The 1,931-nt window shown below is 45.1% G+C and carries 2 protein-coding genes; both read right to left on the bottom strand.

What is annotated here, in order from left to right; genetic code table 11:
• Positions 1-516: carbohydrate ABC transporter permease (locus tag BG32_RS07395; protein WP_147434873.1), on the bottom strand; the 516-nt coding region annotated here is incomplete at its 3' end.
• A gap of 56 nt (positions 517-572) precedes the next feature.
• Entirely contained in the window at positions 573-1,874 is a 1,302-nt protein-coding gene (locus BG32_RS07390) for an ABC transporter substrate-binding protein (protein ID WP_259459592.1), read from the bottom strand.
• Between the last annotated feature and the right edge of the window lie 57 nt (positions 1,875-1,931).

Below are 1,931 nucleotides of genomic sequence, written 5' to 3'. Positions count from 1 at the left end.
TCGCCAAATATTGAAGACAGAGGCCACCAAGAACGCGTTGTTCGAATTGTTCAGAAGATCGAGTTGAGGGGAAACCCACCCAAGAGTTTGACTGAACAGCTGCATAAATGGCCCATAGCTAGGATCGAAGATATACTTCCAGGAGAAGACAATTGAAATGAGCGGTGTTATGTATGGAAGCAGCACAATCGTCCTAACAATAGCTCTCCCCTTGAACTCCTTGTTGAGCATTAATGCTACAACGAGTCCCAGGAGAATGCTTCCAATCACAGTCATAAGCGTGAAACCTACAGTAATGAAGAATGACTTCCAGAAGGCGCTGTCTTTGAAGACGCGAACATAATTTTCCAGTCCTACAAATGTGGAGCTGGTTATTCCATAATCGAAGAACGAGATATAAATATTGTAACCGACTGGATAGAGTATAAGTATCATTAACAGTATTACAGTTGGTGAAACCAGTTTCCAACCCAGACTGTTTTCTTTCTTCAACATGGAAGAGGCTGCTCTCTGCATGAGATCTCCCTCCAAAAAATGAAGGCCCCGGCTCCGGGGCCTCCAATGCTAGATGATTATCTTCCTATAAGCTTCCTAATATCCTCTCTCCAGAAAGTGAGAACTTGATCTGGAGTTGCGTCGTTATCAAACATCATGACAATTCCATTTCCTATTGTGAAGGCCCCGGATATCTTGCCCATTTCAGGGAAGACCCTCCCTTCAACGTAACCGAACTTCTCGATGTTCTCCATTCCATAGATGATTGACTTGATCTTTTCAGCACCGTACCTCCTGTAAATCCCTTTTGGATCATTCAGGAATTCTTCACTTTCGGCGATAGAGGAGCGCGTTGGAAGCATACCACCAGGAGCCATATGGATGTACTTGATGTAGTTGTCCGGTTCGAAAACAAAATCCAGAAACTTGAGAACGTCAAGTTTATTCTCGGAAGACTTTATTACTGCAAGCGACAAAACCTGTCCAAAGGATGAAGATCTGCTATGAGTCATCATTGGAGCAAACTCCGTGTTCTCAACCAGTTCAGGATCAAAATTGCTGATGTATTGAGTCTGAATCTCCGCAAGGGCAAGGTCATCCATAATGTAAGTAGAGTAGAACATCATCGGTGTTTTACCTGCGAGGAAAAGCTCTCTTGCTTGCTGCCAGTAGGTGTGCCCGGGAGCCGAGTACTCTCCAAGGTCCTTGTAAAACTGGAGTACTTCCTTCATCTCCGGAGAATTGACTATTACGTTTCCTTCCTTATCAAATATCCTGGCTCCATTTGACAAAGCGAAAATCGTGAACACCTGTTCTGCATAAGCATCGTTTGCCTTTCCCAGAACGATCCCGTACATTCCGTTCTGAGGATCATGGAAATATTTCGCAGCTTCCATGATCGCTTCCCATGTGGTCGGCTCGGCCAATCCGGCTTTTTCAAACCAATCCTTTCTGTACCAGATACCCTGAACCCATCCATGGTAAGGGACCGCAAAGTACTCGTCCCCGGCTGGCGTAATAACGAATCTCGTGGCGCCGTTGTAGAAATCCCCTCCATTCTTAATGAATCTCGTTGGAATTGCAGTGTCAAGCAAACCATCCGCGCCAAGACCCAGAATGGTTTCCGCGCCAGCTTCAATCAGATCCGGAAGCGTTTCGGCAGCGGAAGCGGCCGCCAGCCGTGAAAACATCTCATTCTCTTCGATCGCGACTACGTCGACTTCGATTCCCGTTTCAATCGTGAACGACTCGACTATCTGTGCAATTACCTGCTGTCTTGATTCCTCCTCTTGAGTATGCCAGTAGACAAGTTTTGCAGTCATTGTCACTGAAAGCATCAATACGAGGAATACCACAAAGAAAATTTTTTTCACTGTCATCACCTCCGAAGGAAATTTTTTTCATCTCTATAATACCAAACTTTACATCTTTGAAAA

This window comes from Mesotoga sp. HF07.pep.5.2.highcov (genome assembly GCF_003666285.1).
In the GTDB taxonomy this organism is placed as follows: Bacteria; Thermotogota; Thermotogae; order Petrotogales; family Kosmotogaceae; genus Mesotoga; species Mesotoga prima.
Note: the sequence above shows the minus strand (reverse complement) of the source record. Positions and strands in the feature narration are given on the sequence as shown.